The organism is Paraburkholderia sediminicola, from assembly GCF_046026895.1.
Taxonomy (GTDB): domain Bacteria; phylum Pseudomonadota; class Gammaproteobacteria; order Burkholderiales; family Burkholderiaceae; genus Paraburkholderia; species Paraburkholderia sediminicola_C.
On sequence record NZ_JAQQEU010000025.1, the window covers coordinates 79,970 to 106,281 of the forward strand.

Annotated in this window: 24 protein-coding genes; 3 read left to right on the forward strand and 21 right to left on the reverse strand. The window is 62.8% G+C overall.

Annotation, left to right across the window (positions count from 1 at the left end):
- Positions 1-3: 3 nt before the first annotated feature.
- From folC to PQR02_RS19115, 14 genes are all read right to left on the reverse strand, one after another.
- Positions 4-1,314, reverse strand: coding sequence for a bifunctional tetrahydrofolate synthase/dihydrofolate synthase (gene folC / locus PQR02_RS19050; RefSeq protein ID WP_408234111.1), 1,311 nt, complete (start codon positions 1,312-1,314; stop codon positions 4-6).
- A gap of 280 nt (positions 1,315-1,594) precedes the next feature.
- The gene (gene accD / locus PQR02_RS19055; RefSeq protein WP_408234114.1) at positions 1,595-2,467 is read right to left on the reverse strand and encodes an acetyl-CoA carboxylase, carboxyltransferase subunit beta; all 873 of its coding nucleotides are present in this window, start codon (positions 2,465-2,467) and stop codon (positions 1,595-1,597) included.
- Between the two features lie 78 nt (positions 2,468-2,545).
- Positions 2,546-3,358, reverse strand: coding sequence for a tryptophan synthase subunit alpha (trpA, locus tag PQR02_RS19060; RefSeq protein ID WP_408234117.1), 813 nt, complete (start codon positions 3,356-3,358; stop codon positions 2,546-2,548).
- Between the two features lie 46 nt (positions 3,359-3,404).
- Positions 3,405-4,313 carry a DNA-methyltransferase gene (locus PQR02_RS19065; protein WP_408234120.1) on the reverse strand — a complete coding sequence of 303 codons (909 nt, stop codon included), beginning with the start codon at positions 4,311-4,313 and terminating at the stop codon, positions 3,405-3,407.
- Between the two features lie 11 nt (positions 4,314-4,324).
- Positions 4,325-5,518: a tryptophan synthase subunit beta gene (trpB, locus tag PQR02_RS19070; protein ID WP_408234123.1), complete on the reverse strand. Its 1,194-nt coding sequence runs from the start codon at positions 5,516-5,518 to the stop codon at positions 4,325-4,327.
- Positions 5,519-5,576: 58 nt separating this feature from the next.
- Positions 5,577-6,290, reverse strand: a complete 714-nt coding sequence (locus PQR02_RS19075; protein ID WP_408234176.1) for a phosphoribosylanthranilate isomerase — start codon at positions 6,288-6,290, stop codon at positions 5,577-5,579.
- Positions 6,287-7,099, reverse strand: a complete 813-nt coding sequence (gene truA, locus PQR02_RS19080; RefSeq protein WP_408234126.1) for a tRNA pseudouridine(38-40) synthase TruA — start codon at positions 7,097-7,099, stop codon at positions 6,287-6,289. The genes PQR02_RS19075 and truA overlap by 4 nt, the downstream gene beginning before the upstream one ends.
- The gene (locus PQR02_RS19085; RefSeq protein WP_408234129.1) at positions 7,096-9,639 is read right to left on the reverse strand and encodes a FimV/HubP family polar landmark protein; all 2,544 of its coding nucleotides are present in this window, start codon (positions 9,637-9,639) and stop codon (positions 7,096-7,098) included. Before PQR02_RS19085 ends, truA begins: the two co-directional genes overlap by 4 nt.
- A 139-nt stretch (positions 9,640-9,778) precedes the next feature.
- On the reverse strand, positions 9,779-10,900 hold the full coding sequence (gene asd / locus PQR02_RS19090) for an aspartate-semialdehyde dehydrogenase (RefSeq protein ID WP_408234132.1): 1,122 nt from the start codon (positions 10,898-10,900) through the stop codon (positions 9,779-9,781).
- 358 nt (positions 10,901-11,258) lie between these two features.
- Positions 11,259-12,326: a 3-isopropylmalate dehydrogenase gene (gene leuB / locus PQR02_RS19095; protein WP_408234135.1), complete on the reverse strand. Its 1,068-nt coding sequence runs from the start codon at positions 12,324-12,326 to the stop codon at positions 11,259-11,261.
- Between the two features lie 72 nt (positions 12,327-12,398).
- Complete coding sequence (leuD, locus tag PQR02_RS19100) at positions 12,399-13,052, reverse strand: 3-isopropylmalate dehydratase small subunit (protein ID WP_408234137.1); 654 nt, start codon at positions 13,050-13,052, stop codon at positions 12,399-12,401.
- An 86-nt stretch (positions 13,053-13,138) separates the two neighbouring features.
- Positions 13,139-13,297 (reverse strand): entericidin A/B family lipoprotein, encoded by a 159-nt coding sequence (locus tag PQR02_RS19105; protein ID WP_006047595.1) that lies wholly within the window; start codon positions 13,295-13,297, stop codon positions 13,139-13,141.
- 5 nt (positions 13,298-13,302) lie between these two features.
- Positions 13,303-14,712 (reverse strand): 3-isopropylmalate dehydratase large subunit, encoded by a 1,410-nt coding sequence (gene leuC, locus PQR02_RS19110; RefSeq protein ID WP_408234141.1) that lies wholly within the window; start codon positions 14,710-14,712, stop codon positions 13,303-13,305.
- Between the two features lie 197 nt (positions 14,713-14,909).
- A complete protein-coding gene (locus tag PQR02_RS19115) occupies positions 14,910-16,160 on the reverse strand; it encodes a DUF1479 domain-containing protein (RefSeq protein WP_408234144.1) in 1,251 nt (416 codons plus the stop codon).
- Between the two features lie 144 nt (positions 16,161-16,304).
- On the opposite strand from PQR02_RS19115, the gene PQR02_RS19120 reads away from it, so the two are divergent.
- Positions 16,305-17,396, forward strand: coding sequence for a helix-turn-helix domain-containing protein (locus PQR02_RS19120; RefSeq protein ID WP_408234147.1), 1,092 nt, complete (start codon positions 16,305-16,307; stop codon positions 17,394-17,396).
- A gap of 149 nt (positions 17,397-17,545) precedes the next feature.
- Here the strand turns inward: PQR02_RS19120 and gltA are convergent, their stop codons facing one another.
- From gltA to PQR02_RS19155, 7 genes are all read right to left on the reverse strand, one after another.
- Positions 17,546-18,847 (reverse strand): citrate synthase, encoded by a 1,302-nt coding sequence (gltA, locus tag PQR02_RS19125; protein ID WP_408234150.1) that lies wholly within the window; start codon positions 18,845-18,847, stop codon positions 17,546-17,548.
- Between the two features lie 83 nt (positions 18,848-18,930).
- On the reverse strand, positions 18,931-19,203 hold the full coding sequence (locus PQR02_RS19130; RefSeq protein ID WP_042329019.1) for an FAD assembly factor SdhE: 273 nt from the start codon (positions 19,201-19,203) through the stop codon (positions 18,931-18,933).
- Position 19,204: 1 nt separating this feature from the next.
- A complete protein-coding gene (locus PQR02_RS19135) occupies positions 19,205-19,909 on the reverse strand; it encodes a succinate dehydrogenase iron-sulfur subunit (RefSeq protein WP_007178777.1) in 705 nt (234 codons plus the stop codon).
- 24 nt (positions 19,910-19,933) lie between these two features.
- Complete coding sequence (gene sdhA / locus PQR02_RS19140) at positions 19,934-21,709, reverse strand: succinate dehydrogenase flavoprotein subunit (protein WP_408234155.1); 1,776 nt, start codon at positions 21,707-21,709, stop codon at positions 19,934-19,936.
- Between the two features lie 4 nt (positions 21,710-21,713).
- The gene (gene sdhD, locus PQR02_RS19145) at positions 21,714-22,082 is read right to left on the reverse strand and encodes a succinate dehydrogenase, hydrophobic membrane anchor protein (protein ID WP_408234158.1); all 369 of its coding nucleotides are present in this window, start codon (positions 22,080-22,082) and stop codon (positions 21,714-21,716) included.
- 3 nt (positions 22,083-22,085) lie between these two features.
- The gene (gene sdhC, locus PQR02_RS19150) at positions 22,086-22,502 is read right to left on the reverse strand and encodes a succinate dehydrogenase, cytochrome b556 subunit (RefSeq protein WP_408234161.1); all 417 of its coding nucleotides are present in this window, start codon (positions 22,500-22,502) and stop codon (positions 22,086-22,088) included.
- A 156-nt stretch (positions 22,503-22,658) separates the two neighbouring features.
- The gene (locus PQR02_RS19155) at positions 22,659-23,462 is read right to left on the reverse strand and encodes a GntR family transcriptional regulator (protein WP_408234164.1); all 804 of its coding nucleotides are present in this window, start codon (positions 23,460-23,462) and stop codon (positions 22,659-22,661) included.
- Positions 23,463-24,042: 580 nt separating this feature from the next.
- Between PQR02_RS19155 and PQR02_RS19160 the strand changes: the two genes are divergently transcribed.
- Both PQR02_RS19160 and PQR02_RS19165 read left to right on the forward strand, forming a co-directional pair.
- Entirely contained in the window at positions 24,043-25,026 is a 984-nt protein-coding gene (locus tag PQR02_RS19160; RefSeq protein ID WP_408234167.1) for a malate dehydrogenase, read from the forward strand.
- Positions 25,027-25,207: 181 nt separating this feature from the next.
- On the forward strand, positions 25,208-26,221 hold the full coding sequence (locus PQR02_RS19165; protein WP_408234170.1) for an HpcH/HpaI aldolase/citrate lyase family protein: 1,014 nt from the start codon (positions 25,208-25,210) through the stop codon (positions 26,219-26,221).
- Positions 26,222-26,312: the final 91 nt, after the last annotated feature.

Below are 26,312 nucleotides of genomic sequence, written 5' to 3' on the forward strand. Positions count from 1 at the left end.
CGTTCAGTGTTGCTGCGATTTCCGGTAGGCCATGACGCCTGCTACCGTATAGAAACTGCCAAAAACCACGATTCTATCATTCTCTGACGCACGTTTTAGCGCGTCTTGGAAAGCCTCTGCGGGTGTTGCGTAGCGCGTCACGCTGCTATCAGCGCTCTCGCCCACGCCCTGCTCGCGCAACGCCGTTTCGAGCTCTTCCGCCGACGCCGCGCGCGGGGTCGGCAAATCGGTCACGCACCAATGGTCGATCTCGCCTTTGAGATGCGCCAATACGCCCGCAATGTCCTTGTCGCGCATCGCGCCGAACACCGCGTAGGTGTATGGGAAAAAGCCCATGTTGCCGAGGTTTTGCGTCAGCACCGCGGCCGCATGCGGATTGTGACCGACATCCAAAACGATGGCCGGTTTGCCGGGCAACACCTGGAAACGCCCCGGCAGTTCCACGTTGGCGAGCCCGAGCCGGATGTCCTGCGCCGATACCGGCAACCGGTCGCGCAACGCTTCGAGACCGGCCAGTGCCGCCGACGTGTTGATCAACTGATTCGCGCCGCGCAGCGCGGGATAGGCGAGCGCCGAACGCCGCATTGTCGGACCGACGTAGCTCCATTGCTGGCGCTCGCTGCCCGCCTGGCCTTCGTAACGGAAATCGCGGCCGAATAGCCACAGTTCGGCGCCGATCTTCTCAGCATGATCGATCAGCGATTGTGGAGGTACCGGGTCCGCGCAGATCGCCGGCTTGCCCGGACGGAAAATGCCGGCTTTTTCGAAGGCGATCTTCTCGCGCGTGTCGCCGAGATAGTCCGTATGGTCGAGATCGATGCTGGTGACGATGGCGCAGTCCGCATCGAGGATGTTGACCGCGTCGAGGCGGCCGCCCAAGCCGACTTCGAAAATCACCGCGTCGAGTCCCCGCGATGCGAACAGGCTCATGATCGCCAGCGTCGTGAATTCGAAGTAGGTCAGCGTGACCGGCTCCGCGAGGCTAAGACGTGCAGCTTCGACGGCCTCGAAATGCGGCAGCAGATCCGCGTCGCTCGCCATTTCGCCGTTCACGCGTGCACGCTCGTTGAACGAGAGCAGGTGCGGCGACGTGTGGCAGCCGACCGTGAAACCGGCGCGCAGCAAGATGGATTCAAGGATCGCGCACGTCGAGCCCTTGCCGTTCGTGCCGCCGACCGTAATGACCGGGCAGGCAAACGACAGTTGCATCGCGTCGCGCACTTGGGAGATACGGCCCAAACCCATGTCGATGCCGACCGGATGCGCGGATTCAAGGTGCGTGAGCCACGCGTCGAGGGTGGGGAATGTGGTCATGGGGTGAATCGCGAGTGAATCGGTTTTAGGCAGTCTGGCGAAAGTGCGCGGGCTGCGCCACTGCGGCTGGCAAAACGCAGCGCGGCGGGCACTTTATGCGCAGAAAGCCGCGCGGCGCAGCAAGGCTAACGCCGCTGCGTGGCGAGATCGTGATTATCCCGGAAATGACAGCGCGCCGCTTGATCCCTCACGCGGCGCGCTGCTTTTTACTGCTGTTCCGACCGCAACGCCCGTCCTACGAACGGCGACGCGGCAGTCTATCGCTCTGTATGGCGTCTGCTTACGCGACGGCGTCCGCCGGCTGATGGCTCAACAGCGCCATCAATTGAGCCAGTTCTTCGCGCAGCTTGCGACGGTCGACGATCATGTCGATCGCGCCCTTCGTCAGCAGGAACTCGGCGCGCTGGAAGCCTTCCGGCAGCTTTTCGCGCACGGTCTGTTCGATCACGCGCGGGCCGGCGAAGCCGATCAGCGCCTTCGGCTCGGCGATCACCACGTCGCCGAGAAAGGCGAAACTCGCGGACACGCCGCCCATGGTCGGATCGGTCAACACGGAGATGAACGGCAGCTTGGCTTCGGCGAGCCTGGTCAGCATGGCCGTGGTCTTCGCCATTTGCATCAGCGACAGCAGACTTTCCTGCATCCGCGCGCCGCCCGAAGCGGTGAAGCAGATAAACGGCACCTTCTGTTCGAGCGCGTTCTGCGCGCCGCGCGCGAAGCGCTCACCGACTACCGAACCCATCGAGCCGCCCATGAACGAGAACTCGAAGCACGCGACCACCACCGGCAACGTATGGATTGCGCCGCCCATCACGACCATGGCGTCGGTTTCGTCGGTATCGTCCATCGCCTCTTTCAGGCGATCCGGATACTTGCGGCTGTCCTTGAACTTCAGCGCGTCGACCGGGACGATTTCCTGGCCGATCTCGTAACGGCCTTCCGGATCGAGCAGGCCATCGAGCCGCTCACGCGCGCCGATGCGCATGTGATGGTCGCACTTCGGGCAAACATGCAGATTGGCCTCGACGTCGTTGCGGTACAGCACGGCTTCGCACGACGGGCACTTGATCCACAGGCCTTCCGGAATCCCCTTGCGGTTCTTCGGGTCGGTTTGTTTGATTTTCGGCGGCAGCAGCTTGTCGAGCCAGCTCATATTGAATCCTTCTGGGGTCACGGTCGCGCGAACGGCGGGACGAGCCCGCCGTTCACACTACAGCGACAAAAATAACTGTTATCGGGCAGACGCGACGCTATCGAGCGCCTCGCGCACTTCCGCAACGAAACGTGTAAGCGTCTCAGCAGCGGTATCGGGTGCTGCCTGTTCGAGCAATTGGACGATACGGCTGCCGATCACGACGGCATCCGACACTTCGGCCACCGAACGCGCGGTTTGCGCGTCACGGATGCCGAAACCGACGCCCACCGGCAGGGGAACTCGCGACTTGATGGCCGGGATTTTACTCGCGATGCTGGAAACGTCCAGATTTGCCGCTCCGGTCACGCCTTTCAACGACACATAGTAGACGTAACCGCTGGCAATCTTGCCGACTTCCGCGATGCGCTCGTCCGTCGAGGTGGGCGCGAGCAGAAAGATCGGATCGATGCCGGCAGTTCGCATCTGTTCGGCGAAATTCGCACACTCTTCCGGCGGGTAGTCGACAACCAGCACGCCATCGACGCCGGCTTCATTGGCCGCTTTCGCGAAAGCTTCGGTACCCATCCGTTCGATCGGATTGGCATAGCCCATCAACACCACGGGCGTTTTGTCGTTGGTTTCGCGAAAACGCTTGACGTCGGCGAGCACGTGGCGCAGCGACACACCCTGCGCCAGCGCCCGTTCGGACGACTGCTGGATCACCGGACCGTCGGCCATCGGGTCCGAAAACGGCACGCCGAGTTCGATCACATCCGCGCCGCCGGCGGCGAGCGCGTGCATGAATTCGACCGTGCGGGCGGGGTCCGGATCGCCAGCCGTCATGAACGGAATGAGGCCTTTCTTACCCTCGGCGGACAGCGCGGCAAACGTGTTCTTGATACGGGACATGGAATATTCTCGGAATTTTGGCTACTGCGCGCTTATCGCACGTCGCTCATTGCACTTCAATCTGCCGTTGCGGCTTGGCTTTGGCACGGCGAGGCACGGGATGAGAAGCGGCGGCACTGACGCGCTCGCGCGCTATCGCGCAGTAACTCTCATTGATCTCATAGCCGACGAATTCGCGCTGCTGACGGGCGCAAGCGACTGCGGTTGTACCGCTGCCCATGAACGGGTCGAGCACGCGGCCGCCCTTCGGACAACTGGCCAGCACCATCCGCTCGACGATCTCAAGCGGTTTCTGGGTGGGGTGAGCGACGCGTTCGGCGTGTTGCCGATGCAGCCGCGATACCGACCAGACATCCTTGGGATTATAGCCAAGCTCCAACCACTTGCTGCCTTCGAACAGCTTGCGCGAACGCGCCTTCTTCGTGACGGCATCGTACGGGATGCGGACGGGATCGAGATCGAAAAAGTAATCCTTCGACACCGCGAAAAAACCGATGTTGTCGTGCACCGAGGTGAATCGGCGCACGGTGCCGCCCATGCTCGGTACGCGCCGGTCCCAGATGATTTCGTTGATCATCGTGAGTTTTGTCTTCAGGAAGCTGAAGATTTCCGGCGAATACTGCCAAGTGCAGAAAATATAGAGCGAACCCGACGGCTTGAGCTTCGGAATAGCCAACTCCAACCAGCTCCGCGTCCAGACGAGAAAACCCTCGCCTGTGCGCATATCGGAGTCGTTACCGTAGTCCTTGCCGAGCCCGTAAGGCGGATCGCATACGATCAGGTCGATCGACGCGTCGGGAATGTTCGCTACATCGGTCAGAAAATCGCGGTTCAACAGCCGAATGTCGGCCGGCACTTGCGGCAGCAACAGGGCAGGTGACGCGGCCGCCGCTACCTCAGCGGCCCGATTCTGGATTTCACTCGCCGGCTGCGGCTCGTCGAACTCGTCGCGCATCGTCGGGGCGCTCAGAACTGGATACCCGATCGCTCGGCGACCGTGTGCATGTCCTTGTCGCCTCGGCCCGACAGATTGACCAACAAGACCTTGTCCTTCGGCAGCGTGGGCGCGAGCTTCGTGGCGTAGGCCAGCGCGTGGCTGGACTCGAGCGCAGGAATGATGCCCTCGATTCGGCAGCAATCGTGGAATGCCTTGAGCGCCTCTTCGTCGGTGATACCGACATATTGAGCGCGATTGCTCTCTTTTAGCCATGCGTGCTCGGGACCGACGCCCGGATAGTCGAGACCTGCCGATACCGAATGCGTCTCGATAATCTGTCCGTTTTCGTCCTGAAGCAGGTACGTGCGGTTGCCATGCAGAACGCCCGGGCTGCCGCCGATCAGCGAAGCCGCGTGACGGCCGGTTTCGATGCCGTCGCCAGCCGCTTCGACGCCGACCAATTTCACGGAACTGTCGTCGATGTACGGATAAAAGATGCCCATTGCGTTCGAACCGCCGCCGACGCACGCGATCACAACATCCGGCTGGCGTCCGACCAGTTCCGGCATTTGCACCTTGCATTCATCGCCGATCACGCGCTGGAAATCGCGGACCATCATGGGGTAAGGGTGCGGACCCGCCACCGTGCCGATGATGTAGAACGTACTTTCGACGTTGGTCACCCAATCGCGCATGGCTTCGTTCAGCGCGTCCTTCAAGGTGCGCGAGCCCGATTCCACCGGCACCACGGTGGCGCCGAGCAGCTTCATGCGGTAGACATTGGCGGCTTGGCGCCGTACGTCCTCTGCGCCCATGTAGACCACGCATTCCATCCCGAAACGTGCCGCGATGGTCGCCGTGGCTACGCCGTGCTGACCGGCGCCAGTTTCCGCGATCACGCGCGGTTTGCCCATGCGCTTGGCGAGCAACGCCTGGCCGATCACGTTGTTGATCTTGTGCGCGCCAGTGTGGTTGAGGTCTTCCCGCTTGAGGAAAACCTGCGCGCCGCCGAGCAGTTCGCTCCAGCGTTGCGCATGATAAATCGGCGACGGGCGGCCGACAAAATGCTTCAACTCGCGCTCGTATTCGGCGACGAAGTCGGGATCTTTCTGATATTTCTCGTATGCGTCACGCAACTCGTCGAGCGCATGAACCAGCGTTTCTGCGACGAACACGCCGCCAAACTGGCCGAAATGGCCTCTTTCGTCAGGCAAGTTATACATGTGATCACTCTTCTCAGTGTGGCGAACGGCTCTCCTGGGAGAAAGCCGCTGGCCTGAATCATTCGGCATCTGCTGCGCGCACCGCGCGCACGAATGCCGCCATCCGGGCGTGATCCTTCACGCCCTTGGCGCCCGTGACTTCGATGCCGCTCGAGACATCGACCGCGTACGGGCGCACGCGATGGATCGCGTCACTGACGTTTTGCGCGTTCAACCCACCACTCAAAACGGCCCGACGCGCGAGCTCTGCTGGAATAAGTGACCAATCGAAAACCTTCCCGCCGCCGCCATAGCCTTCGACATGGGTGTCGAACAGAAGAGCACTGGCCGCTGAATAGTTAAGAGCCGATTTTACCAAATCGGCCGGTCGAGTGTCCGCCGCGACGCGCAACGCTCGCAACCAAGGCAAACCCGCAACACCCGCGAGCGATTCGCACTGATCGGCGGTCTCGTCGCCGTGAAATTGAAGCAGCGTGAGCCCGACATTGCTCGCCACTTCGCGGACCCAGTCCGATGTCGCGTTGACGAACAGACCGACCACCGACACGAAAGGCGGCACATCGTGTACCAGTTCGACCGCTTGGGCGACGCTGACCGAGCGCGGGCTCGGTGGATAGAACACGAGGCCGATTGCGTCGGCGCCGAGGTCGATCGCATGGGCGACGTCCCCCGGTTTCGACAGTCCGCACAGTTTGATGCGCGTGCGATGCGGCACGGCGCTCTGCTGCGTGGCGGCATCGGCTGGGTGGGCCGGGTCTTCGCTTGCTTTCATGTTTCCGGTTGATCGGTCCATACGGTACTCCACGGCACGCTGCCCGTTTGCGGCACGGGCACCGCGAATTTCTCAGGATAGCCCACTTGCGCCAGATACAAGCCGTCCGGCATGAAAGTGGGCGCGGCGCAGTCGCGGCGGCGGCTCGCGAGCACCTCGGCCAACCATTCGGGTGGCCGGCGGCCACGTCCCACTTCGATCAGACAGCCCATCAGGTTGCGCACCATGTGATGCAGGAACGCATTCGCCCGGAAGCGGAAATGAATGAAATCGCCCTGCGGCCGAATGTCGATCTGGTACAGGTGCTTCACTGGCGTTTTCGACTGGCATTGCGACGAGCGGAACGCCGAAAAGTCGCGCTCGCCGAGCAGATGGACGACGCAGGCTCGCATCGCGTCGACATCGAGCGGCGTATGGACCCAGCCAGCTCGCGTCGCCAGCATCGGCGAGCGCACCGGACTGACGTACAGCACGTAGTAGTAGGTCCGCTCGAACGCCGAAAAGCGCGCGTGAAAGTCGTCGGGCATCGGCTTGGCCCACTGCACGCCGATCGTCTTTGGCAGAAAAGAGTTGGGGCCGCGCACCCAGGAAATATCCAGACGGTCGAGTTCGGTGTCGAAATGCACGACTTGGCCGAGCCCATGCACACCCGCATCCGTGCGGCCCGCCACCACGGTGTGCACGGGCATCTGCGCGAATTCGCGCAGTACCCGTTCGAGTTCGTTCTGCACCGTCTTACCGTGCGGTTGCGTCTGCCAACCGCCGAATGCCGCGCCGTCGTACTGGACGCCTAATGCAATCCGCTTCACGACAACGGCGCCAGCGTCGAGAGCAACGCGCGGGCCTCGGTGCGCGTGGCCGGATCGTCCGCTTCGATCACTTCGTTGATGAGCGCGCGCGCGCCGGACAGATCGCCCAGTTCGATGTACTCGGAGGCCAGATCGAGCTTGTTGCGGGCGATACGGATCAGATCGGTCTGCGTAAACGCCGGCAGCGGCTGGGCCGGGCTCGGCGGCAGTTCGAGGTCGAAGTCGAGGTTCAACGAGCCGAAGCCAGCCGCGCCCAGGCCCGCAACGGCCGCGTGGCCGGCCGTGCCGGCGGCGATTTCATCGGCGATATGCGGGGCGTCTTCCGATTCGTGCGGCGCGAACGCTTGCTGAGCAGTGGTTTCCGGCGATGCGACCGGCTGCGTCGCCAGAGAGGTCGGGGCATGCTCGGTGCCGGCAGGTAACTCGATTCGCGGCGGCAGCGGCATGTCGAGACTGCCGAACGCGTCGACGGCATCGCGCGGGAATTCGCTTGGGACGGCGGAAGCAGGCTGAGCTTGCGTCTGCCTCTCGGGGAACTTGCTCGACAACGCCTCGTCGGACGGCGGGACGAACGGGGGAACCGTGCGCGGCTCGGTGTTTTGCTGCGTGAAATTGATCACGGGTACTGGGGTATTCGGACGACTCTGCAGCTCGGTTGCCGGTTCTTGTTGCGCGGCCGACGCGCCAGGCGCCGGCCCGTCATTCGATTGCGGGGGGCGAGCGGGGTCGTCCTGCTGCGAGGTTTCGTCGACCGGTTCGAGCGGAGCCAGCGGCAACGCTTCGGCGCCGAGTTCCGCGGCGGCGGCGAGGCTTGCCGCCGTGGTCGCGCCGTGGATGCTCTCTTGATGAGCTGCGGGAAGAGGCTCTGACGGGAAAGCGCTGTCGGCGGGCTCGGGGGCGTTCGCGGTTGGTTGCGCTGATTCGACGTGTGCGGGCGACGTGGGAAGTTCTTGCCCGCTTTGTTCGGGTGAAGCGTGGTCTTGGGTGAAAGAGTCTGGGCGAGCTTGGTGTTCTGCGGCTGGCTCGGACATTGCTTGTTGCGCTGCCGCTTCTGTTGCCGTGCGATCCGCTGCGGCTTGTTCGGCTGCTGCGCGTTCGGCTGCTGCGCGTTCGGCTGCTGCGCGTTCGGCTGCTGCGCGTTCGGCTGCTGCGCGTTCGGCTGCTGCGCGTTCGGCTGCTGCGCGTTCTGCTGCTGCGCGTTCTGCTGCTTCACGTTCCCCCGCTTCACGTTCGGCTGCCGCGCGTTCTCTTGCAGCCTCCTCGGCTGCCGGACGCTCCGCCGCTGCCACCGCAGCAGCATCGCGCACCGACTGATCGTCATCCGCGCCCGCTACCTCACTCGCCAGCGTCTGTCCGTGTGTCGCGACGCCGCCCTGCGGCTCGCTTGCCCGCGCCGATGCAGCCATATCGCGATCCGCGGACGCAGCGTCCGCCGCCGCACCCGCCTCACGCTTGCGCCGACGCATGCGCAAAGCCGCGAGCAGCACGACCAACGCCGCGCCAACCGCCGCAGCGATGCTCAACTCTACTTGCGACATGCCGCCACTATTCGGCGCGGGAACCACCGCCGCAGCACCCTGCCCCGTCCCAGCCGGCCCCGCCGACGACGCACCCGCCGCCGGCTTGGCCGCGCCCGTAGACGCAGTGCCGCTGGTCGTCACCGGCGCACCACCGATTCCATGCTTCTGCAACTCCATCAGCACGCGGTTCTTCAGCGCGAGCAATTGCTGCAAGCTGGAGACCTGTGCACGCGGCTGCGATGCCGGCTGTACACCCGCCGTCGCCGGAGCCGTTCCGGGGGCTTGCGGCTGAGTGCCAGCGGCAGGCTCGCTCGCCGTCGATTGAATCGCACCCGACCACTCGTGCACGTCACTGGCCGAAGACGATGCGGCCGCCTGCGAGCCCGCTGCCGGCGCCGACGAAACCGCGCCGCCTGCAGCCGCGCCGGCCGGTGTTGAGTTTGCCTCAGCCGACGTGCTGGCCGTCCCCAAAACAGCAGGCGCAGCAGCATGGGCCGCCGCGCTAGCCGCGCTGGCGGCACTCGCCGCCGCCGCATTGACCTGCGCGGCGCTGCTCGCCGCCTCAGCCGCCACCGCCGTACTCGGCGCAGACGCGCCCACAGCCGCCTGCGCGGCCGCCGAAGAAGCGGCCAACGCCCCGGACGCATCCAGCGCCGGCACCGTCAACAGCGCTCCCACGCGCAGCCGGCTCGGATCATGGCTCATGAACGCGTTCGGATTCGTATCGAACAATGCGCGCGTCGCGCGGGCGAGCGTCGCCCGGTCGTGCGACTGCGTGACCGCAATCGCCACGTCGTTCAACGATTGCCCAGGCCGCACCGTGTATTGACTGCCGGCCGCATACGAAACGGACGCGGCGTCCGGCGCGCTCGCGGCATCGCCGGGCGCGGCTAGCGCGCTACCCATGCCAGCGCCGGCCAGAGCGAAGGCCAAAGCGGCCGCGGCCACCGGATGGCCCGTCAATCGGCCCTTATCTTGATGATTGGACATAGCCCGAAGGGATGAGAGTCGAAGGTTCATCGGGACTCCTGGCGCGTCAGCGCGCAGCCCTTTTTTGCGGTTTGAAAGAGACAAGATAATCGGAGCACACAATGAAAAAAGCGCCGCGCAAGCGCGACGCTTTTTGAGTTTTCTACGCGTCGTGAGCGCGTAGTTTACTTTACTTGTCGAGCACAATGCGAAGCATGCGACGCAGCGGTTCGGCCGCGCCCCACAACAGCTGATCGCCGACCGTGAAGGCCGACAGATATTCGCCACCCATCGCGAGCTTGCGCACCCGGCCGACCGGCACCGTCAGCGTGCCCGTCACTACCGCCGGGGACAAATCGCGCATCGACGCTTCGCGCTCGTTCGGCACGACCTTGACCCACTCGTTGCCCGACGCGAGGATGCTGTTCACCTCGTCGAGCGGCACGTCCTTGTTCAGCTTGATGGTCAGCGCCTGCGAGTGGCAGCGCATCGCGCCGATGCGCACGCACAGACCGTCGACCGGGATCGAACCCGGCGTGCCCATGGCCGGCTTGCCGAGAATCTTGTTGGTTTCGGCCCCGCCCTTCCACTCTTCCTTCGACATGCCGTTGCCGAGGTCCTTGTCGATCCACGGGATCAGCGAGCCGGCGAGCGGCACGCCGAAGTGGTCGGTCGGCATGCGGTCGCTGTTCATCGCGCTCAACACGCGGCGGTCGATGTCGAGAATCGCCGACGACGGATCGGCGAGGTCTTCCTTGGCCGCACCGTACAGCGTGCCCATTTGTTGCAGCAGTTCGCGCATGTTCTGCGCGCCCGCGCCCGAAGCGGCCTGGTACGTCATGGCCGTCATCCAGTCGACGAGGTTTTCGCGGAACAGGCCGCCGAGCGCCATCAGCATCAGGCTGACCGTGCAGTTGCCGCCGATGAAGTTCTTCTGGCCCTTGACCAGCGCGTTCTTGATCACGTCGAGGTTGACCGGATCGAGAATGATGACCGCGTCATCCTTCATGCGCAGCGACGAAGCCGCGTCGATCCAGTAGCCGTTCCAGCCCGCCGCGCGCAGCTTCGGGAATACTTCGTTCGTGTAGTCACCACCCTGGCAGGAGATGATCGCTTCGCACTTCTTCAGGTCTTCGATGCTTGTCGCATCTTTGAGCTTGGTCTCGTTTTTGGCGAACGACGGCGCGTTGCCGCCCGCGTTGCTGGTGCTGAAAAACATGGGTTCGATCAAGTCGAAATCGCCTTCCTGCTGCATGCGCTGCATCAGGACGCTGCCGACCATGCCGCGCCAACCTACGAGACCTACGTTCATGACTTCATACCCTTCGAGTGGAATCTTCCCCGCATCTTTGCCGCGCAGTGACCGCGCGGGGAAGATGAGCGGGCACGACGGACGATCAGCGTTTCGTGATCGTTTTCGGGGTAATCGCTTTAATGAGCGCTTTGGTGGTAATGGCGAGCTCGACCGCACGGGCCGTTTTGCCGTGCAGTTTCGAAATCGAGGAGATTGGGGAGATCTGCGCCATCGCTACAATATACACGAAAACCGGAATCCGGCGACGTCATTCGCCGCTGCCGTCCGTATTGCGCGCAAATCGACCTGTTTCGGGGCCGATCTGCGTTTTAAAGACCGTTTGACGACCTCTTTACCGAGTTCAGTCCAACGCCCTTTACAGCGCTGCGACGACGGCGTCGCCCATCGCGGCGGTACCCACCTGCTTGCAACCCGGTGTGAGAATGTCGCCCGTGCGGTAACCCTGCTCGAGCACCTTTTTCACCGCGCTTTCAATGCGATCGGCCTGCTCCGCCTTGTTCAGCGAATAACGCAGCATCATCGCCGCCGACAGGATGGTGGCTAACGGATTGGCCACGCCCTTGCCGGCGATATCCGGCGCGGAGCCGTGCGACGGCTCGTACAAGCCCTTGTTGTTCTTGTCGAGCGACGCCGACGGCAGCATGCCGATCGAGCCCGTCAGCATGGCCGCCTCATCGGACAGAATGTCGCCGAACATATTGCCGGTGACGATCACGTCGAACGACTTCGGCGCCTTGACCAGTTGCATTGCGGCGTTGTCGACGTACATGTGCGACAGCTCGACGTCCGCGTATTCCTTCGACACGTCGATCATCACGTCTTTCCAGAGCTGCGACGTTTCGAGCACGTTGGCTTTATCCACCGAAGTCAGCTTCTTGCCGCGCTTTTGCGCTGCCTGGAATGCGACGTGCGCGATGCGGCGCACTTCGGGTTCCGAATAACGCATCGTGTCGAAGCCTTCCTTCGCGCCGGCGAACGGCCCGTCCGGCGCTGAGCGCACGCCGCGCGGCGCGCCGAAGTAGATGTCGCCATTCAGTTCGCGCACGATCAGGATGTCCAGACCCGAGACGATCTCTTCCTTCAGCGACGACGCGCCGGTGAGCTGCGGATAGCAGATTGCCGGACGGAAGTTCGCGAACAGCTCCAGGTGCTTGCGCAGGCCGAGAATCGCCTGCTCCGGACGCAGCGCGCGTTCGAGCTTGTCGTACTTCCAGTCACCGACGGCGCCGAACAGGATCGCGTCGGCTTCTTTCGCGAGCGCCAGCGTCGAATCGGGCAACGGGTGGCCCTTCGCTTCGTAGCCCGCGCCGCCAACCGGCGCTTCTTCGAGTTCGAACTTTTCGCCGAGCACGTTCAGGACCTTCACGGCCTCCTTGACGATTTCGGGACCGATGCCGTCGCCCGGCAACACTGCGATCTTCATGCGAATTCCTTGATGATTTTCTTCGAGACTGTTGAGCGTGAATCAGCGCGCGGACCGCAGGCCCTCACGCACTTATCCGACGATGCGGTGATTCAGCCACGGCTGCTTCGCAATGCGCTCCGTTTCGAACTGGCGGATCTCGTCCGCGTGACGCAGCGTGAGGCCGATATCGTCGAAACCATTCAGCAGGCAATACTTGCGAAACCCCGCGACTTCGAACGGATATTCGACGCTGCCGTCCGCCGTGCGCACGACTTGCGCGTCGAGGTCGACAGTCAGCTTGAAGCCGTTGAACGCATACGTTTCGTTGAACAGGTGATCGACCTGCTGGTCGGTCAGCACGATCGGCAGCAGGCCGTTCTTGAAGCAGTTGTTGTAGAAGATATCCGCGAAGCTCGGCGCGATCAGCGCGCGAAAGCCGTATTGCTGCAACGCCCACGGCGCGTGCTCACGCGAGCTGCCGCAGCCGAAGTTCTTACGCGCCAGCAACACCGAGGCGCCCTGATAACGCGGCTGATTCAACACGAAATCCGGATTCAGCGGACGCTTCGAGTTGTCCTGACCCGGTTCGCCGTGATCGAGGTAACGCCATTCGTCGAACGCGTTCGGACCGAAGCCCGTGCGCTTGATCGACTTCAGGAATTGCTTCGGAATGATCGCGTCCGTGTCGACGTTCTCGCGATCGAGCGGCGCCACGACGCCGGTGTGTACGATGAATTTATCCATGACGCTTGCGCCTGTTTCAAGACCGGGCGACGCGAGCGGTGGCCGGAAAGCCGCTCGCCGCATCGCCGGCAACAATCAAAAACCGCTTATTTCTCAGCGTGATTGCTGATCGAATTGCCGAGGTGAGACATGTCCTGGCCGAATCCGTGCACCGTGTTGCAGCCGGCCAGACCGAGCAATAGCCCGGCCAGCGTACCGAGTGCGAAGCGGCGCAAGAGAGTGGTGCGATTCATGTTCTTCATCATGCGATTTATCCAAGCTTGCGAATGTCGACGAAATGCCCTTCGATCGCCGCAGCCGCGGCCATCGCGGGGCTCACGAGATGGGTACGGCCACCGGCGCCCTGACGACCTTCAAAATTACGATTCGACGTGGAGGCGCAACGCTCGCCCGGATCCAACCGGTCGGCGTTCATTGCGAGACACATCGAGCAGCCCGGCTCGCGCCATTCGAAACCCGCGTCGGTAAAGACCTTGTCGAGGCCTTCGCGCTCGGCCTGCGCCTTCACGAGCCCCGAACCCGGCACGACCATCGCCAGACGGATGGTCGGCGCGACGCGGCGGCCCAGTTTCTTCACGACGTAAGCCGCGGCGCGAATGTCTTCAATGCGCGCGTTGGTGCACGACCCGATGAAGATTTTATCCGGCTTGATCGATTCGATCGGCGCATTCGGTTCGAGCGCCATGTACTTCAGCGCGCGTTCCATCGCGTCGCGCTTGACCGGGTCCTTTTCGCGTTCCGGGTCCGGCACGCGGCCGTCCACGGCCGTGACCATTTCCGGCGACGTGCCCCACGTGACTTGCGGCACGATTTCCGCAGCGTTCAGTTCGACCACGCGATCGAAATGCGCGCCGTCGTCCGACTCGAACTGCTTCCAGTACTCGACCGCGTGATCCCACTCCACACCCTGCGGCGAGAACGGGCGGCCCTTCAGGTATTCGATGGTGGTGTCGTCGACTGCGACCATGCCGGCGCGCGCGCCGGCTTCGATCGCCATGTTGCAGACCGTCATGCGGCCTTCCATCGACAACGCGCGGATCGTCGAACCGCCGAATTCGATTGCGTAGCCGGTACCGCCCGCCGTGCCGATCTTGCCGATGATCGCCAGCACGATGTCTTTCGCGGTGCAGCCGCGCGGCAGTTGGCCTTCGACCTTGATCAGCATGTTCTTGCTTTTCTTCTGCAAGAGCGTTTGCGTGGCCAGCACGTGCTCCACTTCCGACGTGCCGATGCCATGCGCCAGCGCGCCGAACGCGCCGTGCGTGGACGTGTGCGAGTCGCCGCAGACGATCGTCATGCCCGGCAGTGTGGCGCCCTGTTCCGGCCCGATGATGTGCACGATGCCCTGGCGCATGTCGTTCATCTTGAACTGCGTGATGCCGTACGCGTCGCAGTTCGAATCGAGCGTGTCGACTTGCAGCTTGGACACCGGGTCGGCGATGCCGTGGGTGCGGTCCGTGGTCGGAACGTTGTGATCCGACACTGCAAGGTTCGCGCTGATGCGCCATACCGGCCGCTCGGCCAGCTTCAGGCCTTCGAACGCCTGCGGGCTGGTCACTTCGTGCAGCAGGTGACGGTCGATATAGAGAATCGTCGTGCCGTCTTCTTCCGTGTGGACCACGTGCGTGTTCCACAATTTGTCGTAGAGAGTCTGTGCCATGGTATGCGGGGTAGTAATGACTGCGGGCTGACTGTGTCGGTCGATTATGCCACGCGGCGCACCGCCCTGGGCCCTTCAATCCGCTAAAAAAGCGATAAAAAACATGGAGTTGGGTGGTAGTGTCGATACCTGTATCGAGGTTACCCGGAAACTGTGCGCGTGACGGCGGCGTCATGCGCCGTCACGCGCACGCATGTTCAACGTGACAGATCGAAGCCGAGTTGCGCACGTCCCAGCGGCGTCAAGTCGCTCTCCTGAGCGCGGCCGATGAAGTCCGTCTCGAAGTGATCGGCAGGGAAATCCGGCGGGCTTTCGCCGCGCAGGAAGCTCGGCAACTGGCGCTTCAGATACGCGTCGTTTTTCGCGCACCACGGCGCGGACGAGATGTACATCACGTTGCTGTAGCCGCTGCCACGATGCGCGTCCTCAACCGAATGCACGACGTCGCAGTGCCAGAACACGGCGTCACCCGGCTGCATGTGCGGGATCGGCGTGACCGCTTCGAGCAGCAGGCTGTGCCAGGCCGGCTGGATCGACAGTGCGCGCGCTGGTTGCGCCCCGCAGAGGTCCTCGTCGGGAACGTCGTCCTGGAGGGCGCGCAGAATCACGTAGGCCATTGCGTTGGCGATCGGGATCAACTGCAAGGTGCCGTCGCCCGGCCCTTGCGGGGTCAGCGCGGTCCAGCCCTGGAAGGTGCGGAACATCGAACACACCGCCGGCGATGGAATCTCCTGCACCTCAGGGCGGTGAGCAGCATCGAACGGGTCGTACGCGCGCCAGTTGCCCGACAGCACATGCCGGTAGACCTTCTGGAAATTCGGATCGAGCCAGCGCTCGACGGAGCCGCCGTCGACATGCGGCGACAGGCCCAACGACTCCGAGCCCGGCGGCCGGCGACGAATCCGGTCCGCGTAGACCGGCACGCGCTCGGGGTCGAAGTGCTGCCTGCCGTCGCTCTGCGAGGTCCACAGGCGGTTCAGGAACACGCGCGTGTTCGTCAGTTGCTCGGACTGGCGCGCGGCCGTCTGCGGCTTCGACCAGTAGACGCCGTATATCTGCGGCTTGCTCGACGACAGGTTGCCGAAGTATTTGTCCTCGGCGCGATGCGCGAGCTTGTCGTCGAGGTTGTTGCGCTGCACGTAGTCGGCGATTTCGTCGTTCCAGTCGCTCGCCTGCTGCCGGTCGAAGACGCCGCGCACCACGCATGCGCCGCGCGTTTTGACGCCGGCGATCGTCCGCGGATCGACCTCGCCGGAAACGATCGACGCGTAGTCGAGCACGGGAATCGCATCGCGTCCTTGCTCACGGTCGCGGCGAATCGCGTCGACCTGCTGCCGGATCGCGTCTTCGACTTCGTTGAAGACTTGCGCGTAGTTGGGCAATGCGGCACGCAATGCGCGTTTGGTGGCGCGGATTGCTGCGGGAATATTGTCGATGACGAGCGGCATGATGCTGTCTCCTGTGAATTCTGTATGGGCCTGACCTGCGTTCAGAGTACGGCGCTTCGACGGGCTCAACGCATCTTTCCCGGCCAATTACCGATACAATCCTGACATTCGCCGCCACTCCTTCCACGCGGCAAGGGGCGTCCCGTGAAACCCCAATACGAACGCGTCACCATCCCCGATGGCTGTTCGATTCGCGTCTACCATCGCCAGCTCGCGCAGATCCCGTTCGAATGGCACCACCATCCCGAATACGAACTCACGCTGACGCTGAACAGCCGCGGCCGCCGCTTCACTGGCGACCACATCGCCGATTACAGCGGCGACGATCTCGTGCTCGTGCCGCCGGACATGCCGCACACCTGGGCGTCCACGGAGCCGATCGACGCGCGCGAGCCGCAGGTGGCGATCGTGGTCTGGTTCAGTGGCGATTGGGCGCGACGGATGGCGGATTGCTGCCCGGAGTACGCCGCGCTGCGCACGCTGCTCAGGCGTGGCGCGCCGGGGCTCCGGTTTGCGAACGAAGCCGCGATGATGATGCGCGGGCAGAAGGATGCGTTGCTGGACGGGTCGCCGCGTATGCGGCTGCGCGCGGTGCTCGAAATGCTCGCGTATCTGGCGGAAGCGGACGCTGAGCCGTTGGCGTCGCCGGCTGCGCATCGGCGCGGGGCGCGCCGCACAGGTGCTGCTGATACTCGGCAAGGTGGGGCGGTGCAGGCGATGCCTGGCGCGTCGTCTACGCTTTCAGCGCCGTCAGCGCAACGAGCCGTTGGTGCGCCGGCTATCGCGCAAGGCGGCAGCGCATCGGAAGCCGAGCGGCTGAATCGCGTGCTCGATCTGCTCGACCGGCGATTCCACGAACCGCTGCGCGTCGCCGAACTATGTGCCGTGGCTAACCTCTCGGAGCGCTCCTTGCACCGCTACTTCTTGCGGCATGTGGGCGAAAGCGTCGGACGCTATCTGAACCGGCTGCGCATCGGCTATGCGACGCGGCAATTGACGGACACAGCCTGGCCCATCGCACTGATCGCCACGAAGGCCGGCTTTCCGAATCTCGCCAATTTCAATCGACAGTTCCTGTCTGCGCGTGGCATGACGCCGAGTGCCTACCGGCGCTTTTTCGAAACACACGGCCACGCGCCGAAGGATGCGGCCGCCGCGCCGCCCAATCTGGAGACGCGCCCGCCCTCGCTCGAACGGCCGCGACGGCGAACGCGCCAGGCGCGCACGCCGGGCTGACGCGTGGACGCTGCATCGCCACGACACATGACCCGTCGCGTCGCAAAAACAAAACGCCCCAACGGTAAAATCCGTTGAGGCGTTTTCCGGTCAGCGCGGACTCGCTCGCAACAAACCAACCGCTACGAACCGCGCAGACTCAAAACCAATCAACGTTGCGCGATCGGCTTCGCTTCACGTTGCGTCTCGCCAATGAACAGCTGACGCGGACGGCCAATCTTCTGTTCAGGATCGGCGATCATTTCGTTCCACTGCGCAATCCAGCCGACCGTACGCGCCATCGCGAAAATACACGTGAACATCGACGTCGGGATGCCCAGCGCGCGCTGCACGATGCCCGAGTAAAAGTCGACGTTCGGGTACAGCTTGCGCGACACGAAGTATTCGTCTTCGAGTGCGATCTTTTCCAATGCCATTGCCAGCTTGAACAGCGGGTCGTCGTGCAGGCCCAGTTCTTCCAGCACTTCGTGGCAGGTTTCGCGCATCAGCTTCGCACGCGGATCGTAGTTCTTGTACACGCGGTGGCCGAAGCCCATCAGCTTCACGCCCGAGTTCTTGTCCTTCACCTGCTTGATGAACTCAGCAATGTTGTCGACCGAGCCGATTTCTTCCAGCATGTTCAGCGCGGCTTCGTTCGCGCCGCCGTGCGCCGGGCCCCACAGACATGCGATACCCGCTGCGATACACGCGAACGGATTCGCACCCGACGAACCCGCGAGACGCACCGTCGAGGTCGACGCGTTCTGCTCGTGGTCCGCATGCAGGATCAGGATCCGGTCGAGCGCGCGCACCAGCACGTCGTTGACTTGATATTCTTCGCACGGGTTCGAGAACATCATGCGCATGAAGTTCGCGCTGTACGACAGGTCGTTCTTCGGATAAACGAACGGCTGGCCGATGCTGTACTTGTACGCCATGGCGACCAGCGTCGGCAGCTTCGCGATCATGCGGATCGCTGACACTTCGCGGTGACGCGGATTGTTGATGTCGAGCGAGTCGTGATAGAACGCCGACAGCGCGCCGACTGCGGCGACCAGAATCGCCATCGGGTGCGCGTCGCGACGGAAGCCGCGGAAGAAGAACTGCATCTGCTCGTGCACCATCGTGTGCTTCGTGACGGTGTTGACGAACTCGTCTTTCTGCTTTGCGTTGGGCAGTTCGCCCTTCAGCAGCAGATAGCAGGTTTCGAGGAAGTCGGCGTTTTCCGCGAGGTTGTCGATCGGGTAGCCGCGATACAGCAGCTCGCCCTTGTCGCCGTCAATGTAGGTGATCGCCGAATTGCACGCCGCCGTCGACATGAAGCCCGGGTCGTACGTGAACTTGCCGGTCTGGCCGTAAAGTTTACGAATGTCGATCACATCCGGGCCGAGCGTGCCCTTGTAAATCGGCATTTCAACGCTCGGCGAATTGTCGCTGAACGATAGCGTGGCTTTAACATCTGACGGGGTCATAGCACATCCTCAATCGAAGTATGGAATACAGGTTTTCGATAATCGCACGCCTGGACAACGAACTGGCCGCGGACTGGCGGCGCTCAAGCGTTGCGCAGCAGCTCCAGCACCCGGATCACATCCGGGTCGGCAAGCTCGCCTTCCGGTTCCTTGCGCACCAGCAGCAAGTCCATCAGGTCGTTATCGCTCAGTTCGAGCAGGCGCGTGAGTGCGCCCACATCGGCATCGCTGAGGTCATGCTCATATCGGCCGAAAAAACGTTCAAAGATCAGATCGTTTTCCAGCAGGCCCCGCCGCGCACGCCAGCGAAGGCGCGCGCGGCGGAGAGGGTCGGACTGATGCGATGTTTCGTCCATCTCAGACAGCGCGGCGAACCATCAATTCCTTGATCTTGCCAATCGCCTTGGTCGGGTTCAGGCCCTTCGGGCAAACGTCGACGCAATTCATGATGGTGTGGCAACGGAACAGACGGTACGGATCTTCCAGGTTGTCGAGGCGTTCACCCGTCGCTTCGTCGCGGCTGTCCGCGATGAAACGGTAGGCTTGCAACAGACCAGCCGGGCCGACGAACTTATCCGGATTCCACCAGAAGCTCGGGCACGAGGTCGAGCAGCTAGCGCACAGAATACATTCGTACAGGCCATCCAGCTCGTCGCGTTCTTCCGGCGACTGCAGGCGTTCCTTTTCCGGCGGCGGCGTATCGTTGATCAGGTACGGCTTGATCGAGTGATACTGGTTGAAGAACTGCGTGAAGTCACAGATCAGGTCGCGCACGACCGGCAGGCCCGGCAGCGGACGCAACACGATCTTTTGCGGCAGGTCGTTCATGTTCTGCAGGCAGGCCAGACCGTTCTTGCCGTTGATGTTCATCGCGTCCGAACCGCACACGCCTTCACGGCACGAACGGCGGAACGACAGGGTCTCGTCCACTGCCTTCAGCTTGAGCAGCGCGTCGAGCAGCATGCGTTCGTGCGAGTCGATTTCGATCTCATACGTTTGCATGCGCGGCGCTGCGTCCTTGTCCGGGTCGTAGCGGTAAATTTCAAATGTACGCTTTGCCATTTCTGAATTCCTTTGACTTGTGCCTTAGAAGGTACGCGCTTTCGGCGGCACCGATTCGACGGTCAGCGGTTGCATGTGAACCGGCTTGTAGTCGAGGCGATCGCCTTCGCTGAACCACAGCGTATGGCGCAGCCAGTTTTCGTCGTCGCGATGTTCGAAGTCGTTCTGCGCGTGCGCGCCACGGCTTTCCTTGCGCGCTTCGGCGGAGACCATCGTGGCGCGTGCCACTTCGATCAGGTTCGCCACTTCCAGTGCTTCGATACGGGCCGTGTTGAAGACCTTCGACTTGTCCTTCAGATGGATGTTGTCGACACGTTCAGCCACTTCGCGGATGCGCTCGACGCCTTCAGCCAGCAGCTTCGACGTGCGGAACACGCCGGCGTGGGCCTGCATCGTGCCGCGGATGTCGTTCGCGACCGACTGCGCATACTCGCCCGACGACGACTTCTCGAGCTTGTCCAGACGCGACAGCGCGAAGTCGGCGGCGTCGGCCGGCAGCGGCTTGTGCTCCTTCATGTCCTTCACGTGCTTGACGATGTGATTGCCGGCCGCGCGGCCGAACACCACCAGGTCGAGCAGCGAGTTCGTGCCCAGGCGGTTGGCGCCGTGCACCGACACGCACGAGCATTCGCCCACGGCGTAGAAACCGTTGACGACCTCTTCGTAGCCCTTCGCCGTGCCGACGACCTGACCGTTGATGTTCGTCGGGATACCACCCATCTGATAGTGGATGGTCGGCACGACCGGGATCGGTTCTTTAATGCAATCGACGTTCGCGAACTTCATCGCGATTTCACGGATCGACGGCAGACGCTTCATGATCGTCTCGGCGCCGATGTGCGACAGGTCGAGCAACACGTGATCCTTGTTCGGACCCACGCCGCGGCCTTCCTTGATTTCCTGGTCCATCGAACGCGAGACGAAGTCGCGTGGCGCCAGATCCTTCAGCGTCGGCGCGTAGCGTTCCATGAAACGCTCGCCGTTCGAGTTGCGCAGAATGCCGCCTTCGCCACGCACGCCTTCGGTAATCAGCACGCCCGCGCCGGCCACGCCGGTGGGGTGGAATTGCCAGAATTCCATGTCTTGCAGCGCGATGCCCGAACGCGCGGCCATGCCCAGGCCGTCACCGGTATTGATGAACGCGTTGGTCGATGCCGCGAAGATCCGGCCCGCGCCGCCCGTAGCGAACAGCGTGGTCTTGCCTTCGAGAATGTAGACGTCGCCGGTTTCCATTTCGAGCGCGGTCACGCCGAGCACGTCGCCGTCGGCGTCGCGGATCAGGTCCAGCGCCATCCATTCGACGAAGAATTGCGTCTTGGCCGCGACGTTTTGCTGATACAGCGTATGCAGCAGCGCGTGACCGGTACGGTCAGCCGCCGCGCAAGCGCGTTGCACCGGCTTTTCGCCGTAGTTCGCAGTGTGGCCGCCGAACGGGCGCTGATAAATCGTGCCGTCCGCGTTACGGTCGAACGGCATGCCGAAGTGCTCGAGTTCGTAGACTGCATTCGGCGCTTCACGGCACATGAACTCGATCGCGTCCTGGTCGCCGAGCCAGTCGGAACCCTTGATCGTGTCGTAGAAGTGATAGTGCCAGTTGTCTTCGCTCATGTTGCCGAGCGATGCACCGATGCCGCCTTGAGCCGCGACCGTGTGTGAACGCGTCGGGAACACCTTGGACAGCACGCAGACCGACAGACCGGCGCGCGCGAGTTGCAGCGAAGCGCGCATCCCCGAGCCGCCTGCGCCGACGATAACCACGTCAAACTTACGACGCGGCAGAGAATTCTTGATTGCAGCCATTCTTTTACACTCTCCAGAGAATCTGCGCAGCGTAGCCCGCACAGGCGAGCAGCCAGACGATCGTCAGCGCCTGAAGCAACAGGCGCACGCCAACGGGCTTCACATAGTCCATCCAGATGTCGCGGATACCCACCCACGCGTGATAGAACAGCGAAAGCAGCGTGACAAACGTGGCGAGCTTCATCCATTGCGTCGCGAAGATCGACGCCCAGCCTTCGTACGAGAAATCGTGTGCGCCGAAGAACCACGCGAGCAGGATCACCGTGTAGACCGCCATCACGGCGGCGGTGATGCGCTGTGCGAGCCAGTCGCGCAGACCGTAATGCGCGCCGACGACGAGACGCTTCGAACCGATTCGGTTATTAGCTGACATTTTTTAGAATGCTCCGAACAGTTTTGCCGCGAATGCAATGGTGAGCAGCGACGACACGACGATGACCACGATAGAGGTCTGCTTGCCTTTTTCCTTCGTCACCGCGTTGTGGTTGGTATCCATCACGAGGTGGCGGACACCGGCGCAGAAGTGAAACAGGAAAGCCCACGCGAGAACGAGCGTGATGAGCTTGACGATGATGTTGGAGAGGAAACCTTTGAAGACTTCGAAACTCAATTCGGAAGTCAGGCTCTGATCAAAGAGGTACAGCAGGAACGGAAGAAAAACAAACAACAGACCGCCGCTGAGACGGTGCAGGATCGACACTCGCCCCGCTAGCGGGAGACGGTATGCCGTCAATATTTGCCCAATACCGATGTTCCGGAATTCCGGCCTCGGTTTTTTTACGGCTTCAGCCATGCTAGACCCCTACTCGTTAGTCACACCAATCCGCGATTTTAGCGCTTTTTCATATCGCGCTGCAGCGAAAACCACTAGAGGTCCGTTACAGTGCGCGCGATAAAGGCGCCGTCAAACAGGCGCGCGTGTGGGATGCGCGCCTTGTGTCAGCCCGATTCAGCTCAGATCGTTCTGATAGTAATACCCGGTTGTGACATACCAACCGCGCCGGACTTCAACCGGCCGGTCCCCGTATGTATAGGACACGCGCTCGACCGACAGCAGCGGAAAACCCGCCGGCACGCGCAGCAGGTCGGCCACGGACGGCTCGGCCGCTACCGCGCGGATCTTCTCCGTGGCGCGGATCATGCGGGTGCCGAATTCCGTCTCGAACATCGCGTAGAGGGGACCCTTGTACTCCGACAGGCGCTCGAGCGTGAGCCCGCGGAACACGGCGCCGGGCAGCCAGATTTCGTCGAGCACGGTGACTTCACCGTCGAACTGCAGCAAGCGCTTGATCAGCACGACCGGATCGGCCGGCTTCAGATCGAGTTGCCGGGCGATGTCCGCTGACGCGCGCAAACGCCGGCATTCGAGCAGACGGCTGACGTGCGGATGTTCCGCGCCGTCATCGGCCAGCAATCTCAGGAAACGAAACTGGGCGCGGTCCTCGTTGTGCGTTGCGACAAACGTGCCTTTGCCTTGGCGGCGCACCAGCAGGTTGTCCGCGGCAAGCTCATCGATCGCTTTGCGCACCGTGCCCTGGCTGACCTTGTATCTTGCCGCTAATTCGACTTCACTAGGAATGATCTCGCCCGGCTTCCATTCGCCGCCTTCCAGACTCTGCGTAATCAGCCCCTTGATCTGCTGGTACAACGGGCTGAAAGTAGGTGACGCAGCGGGAGCGGCAGAGGTGGATACACCTTCTCCCGCAGCCCCTTGGCCGCTCGGGTTGGTGGTGTTCGCCGGGTTCGAATTCATCCGCGCATTTCATCATAAAGGGCTGGGGTGCGTCTAGGGTTTTCCCCGCAATAGATGTGTCTTATATAAGACATAAGATAATGTTGACTTTGTGTCTGACGACTCCTACACTCCTTGTCGAGCAAGGGTTTGCGGGTTTTTTGCGCGGCTGTTCAATGCAGCGCCGCGACGCGCCGGCAGCCACTCTGCACCATGCTGTTCCCTCGCAGTTCAGGTTTCGATTCGCCGCCATCCGTTGGTCAGACGCTTGCCGAAACGCGCTGTTTGCAGGAGCCCGCACCGTGCAGCGGCTACCCGGCGTTTCAGAGTCCCGCCCCCGTACTCTCGCGAAAACACCGGGCCGCCCAGCGTTTTCCGCTGCGCGGGAAGTCCCCTCGGGGGCTGACGTGAAGCACCGGTCGAGGACGCTCGGCAGTACAGGTTCCGGCATGGCGGTCTTGCCGCAGCGCCACCCGGCCTCGGCACATTGCGAGTCCGCGCGCGAAAAGTGAATTCCGCCGTGTTTCATCACGCTTCGCTGAACGCGCATATAGAATGGCGTTTTCCTTAGCGTCTAACGCATCGTCCTGGAGATTTCTCAATGGCTAAGCCCGCAAAGCGCGTTGCCGTCACCGGCGCCGCAGGTCAAATCGCTTATTCCCTGCTGTTCCGCATCGCCAATGGCGACCTGCTCGGCAAGGATCAACCGGTCATCCTGCAACTGCTCGACCTGCCGCAAGCGCAAGGCGCCGTCAAAGGCGTCGTGATGGAACTGGATGATTGCGCATTCCCGCTGCTGTCGGGCGTCGTGATCACCGACGACCCGAAGGTCGCATTCAAGGATGCAGACGTGGCCCTGCTGGTCGGCGCGCGTCCGCGTTCGAAAGGCATGGAGCGTAAGGATCTGCTGTCGGCCAACGCTGAAATCTTCACGGTTCAGGGCAAGGCGCTGAACGAAGTCGCAAGCCGTGACGTGAAGGTGCTGGTGGTCGGCAACCCGGCTAACACGAACGCCTACATCGCCATGAAGTCGGCGCCGGATCTGCCGAAGAAGAACTTCACCGCGATGCTGCGCCTGGACCACAACCGCGCGCTGTCGCAACTGGCGGCCAAGTCGGGCAAGCCGGTCGCGTCGATCGAAAAGCTGGCTGTGTGGGGCAACCATTCGCCGACCATGTACCCGGACTTCCGTTTCGCGACGGCAGAAGGTCAGGACCTGACCAAGTTGATCAACGACGACGAATGGAACCGCAACACGTTCATCCCGACCGTCGGTAAGCGCGGCGCGGCGATTATCGAAGCGCGCGGCCTGTCGTCGGCGGCGTCGGCGGCTAACGCTGCAATCGACCACGTGCGTGACTGGGTCCTCGGCACGAACGGCAAGTGGGTCACGATGGGCATTCCGTCGGACGGCTCGTATGGCATTCCGGAAGACATCATCTACGGTGTGCCGGTCACGTGCGAAAACGGCGAGTACAAGCGCGTCGAAGGTCTGCCAATCGACGCGTTCTCGCGCGAAAAGATGGACGGCACGCTGCAGGAATTGCTGGAAGAGCGCGAAGGCGTTCAGCACCTGCTCGGCTAAGCACTAGATGCCGATGAACCGGAACTCCGTAGCGTCACCGCGGCGGGTTCCGGTTTTTTTCGTTCGAATGCGGTGTTTCGCAGCTGATCCCAACGCGTTTTGCGACCACCAGATGGTGGCTGGACAGAACGCGACCGAATCAGATTTTCTCTAATCATCACCCACGTCCCTGACGCCGAAGATGCGCGCCCTCACACCCGCCGAAGTGCTGTTTGACGGCGAAGTGCCGCCCGCTGTGCTGCCTGCCTGCGATCACTACGCCGGCAGCGAAAAACTGATGCTCAAATCGCTCGCGTTGCAGCAGCAACTGGGGCCGGTATTCGACATCACGCTCGATTGCGAAGACGGCGCGCAAGTCGGCCGCGAGGCGGAACATGCGGAGCTGGTCGCGTCGCTGCTCGGCAGCGAGCATGACCGCTTTGGCCGCGTCGGCGTGCGCATTCACGACTTCGACCACGCGCTTTGGCGTGATGACGTGCGCCTGATCCTGCGCGCCGCGAAGCGAGCACCTGCTTACATCACACTGCCGAAAATCCGCAACGTCCCCGACGCCGCCAAAATGGTCGCGTTCATCGAGGCGACGCGGCGCGAGCTGGGCATCGCGCAACCGGTGCCGGTGCAACTGCTGGTCGAAACTCACGGCGCGCTCACGCGCGTGTTCGACCTGGCCGCGCTGCCGGGCGTCGAAGCACTGAGCTTCGGCCTGATGGATTTCGTCTCCGCGCACGACGGCGCGATCCCCGATACCGCGATGCGCTCGCCGGGCCAGTTCGATCATCCGCTGGTGCGGCGCGCGAAGCTGGAAATCTCGGCGGCCTGCCACGCGCACGGCAAAGTGCCGTCGCACAACGTCAGCACGGAAGTGCGCGACATGAGCGTGGTCGCGAACGACGCCGCGCGCGCCCGCAACGAATTCGGCTACACGCGGATGTGGAGCATTCACCCGGCGCAGATCGAGGCGATCGTCGCCGCGTTCGCGCCGCGCGACGAAGAAATCGCCACGGCGACCGAAATCCTGCTGGCTGCGCAGTCCGCGCACTGGGGACCGACGCGCCATCGCGACACATTGCACGACCGCGCGAGCTACCGCTATTACTGGTCGGTGCTGCGCCGCGCGCAAACCACCGGCCGCGCCGTTCCCCAAGAGGCCGCGCCGCTGTTCGCGGAGGGCGCTAACGGACAGTCGGGATCTTGAGCGCGACGGTCCACGCAGCAGCAATGAGCAGGCACACAGGAGAAGGCGGGAGATGAGCGAGACGACCCAAGCCGCAGGTGCAGAAGGCGGC